Source organism: Sphingomonas sp. FG14 (genome assembly GCF_057809675.1).
This window is the reverse complement of record NZ_JBMDKK010000060.1, coordinates 1-572: the sequence shown is the minus strand read 5'-3', so window position 1 is coordinate 572 and position 572 is coordinate 1. Positions and strand designations below refer to the sequence as shown.

The window sequence follows — 572 nt, the reverse complement described above, 5'->3', positions numbered from 1 at the left end:
TTCTGCCGATCGCCCCATCCACCTACCATGAGCACCTGGCGCAGCGGCGCGATCCCTCGCGGCTATCGTCGCGTGCTCAGCGTGATCGGATGTTGAAGCCGGAGGTGATACGCGTCTTCGCCGAGAACTTCGGCGTCTACGGCGTGCGGAAGGTGTGGCGACAGATGCGGCGCGAAGGCTTCGATATAGCCCGATGCACGGTGGAACGGCTGATGCGCGATCTTGGCTTGCAGGGCGTGATCCGCGGTAAGCCGGTGCGCACGACAATGAGCGACAAGGCCGCGCCTTGCCCGCTCGACCAGGTGAACCGGCGGTTCCATGCGCCGGCGCCGAACATGCTGTGGGTCTCGGACTTCACCTACGTCGTGACGTGGTCAGGGTTCGTCTACGTGGCCTTCGTGATCGATGTCTATGCGCGCTATATCGTGGGCTGGCGGGTGAGCAGGACGGCGCACGCCAGCTTCGTGCTGGATGCCCTCGAACAGGCGATCCATGATCGGCGTCCTGCTCATCGCGGCGGCCTGATCCACCACAGCGACCGTGGCAGCCAATACGTCTCGATCAAGTATACC

1 protein-coding gene is annotated in these 572 nt (G+C 63.8%); it reads left to right on the top strand.

All coding sequences use genetic code 11. The features are described from left to right. Nucleotides 1–572 (top strand): IS3 family transposase (locus tag ACODTA_RS30320; RefSeq protein WP_489071411.1); only part of this gene is annotated, 572 nt, incomplete at both ends.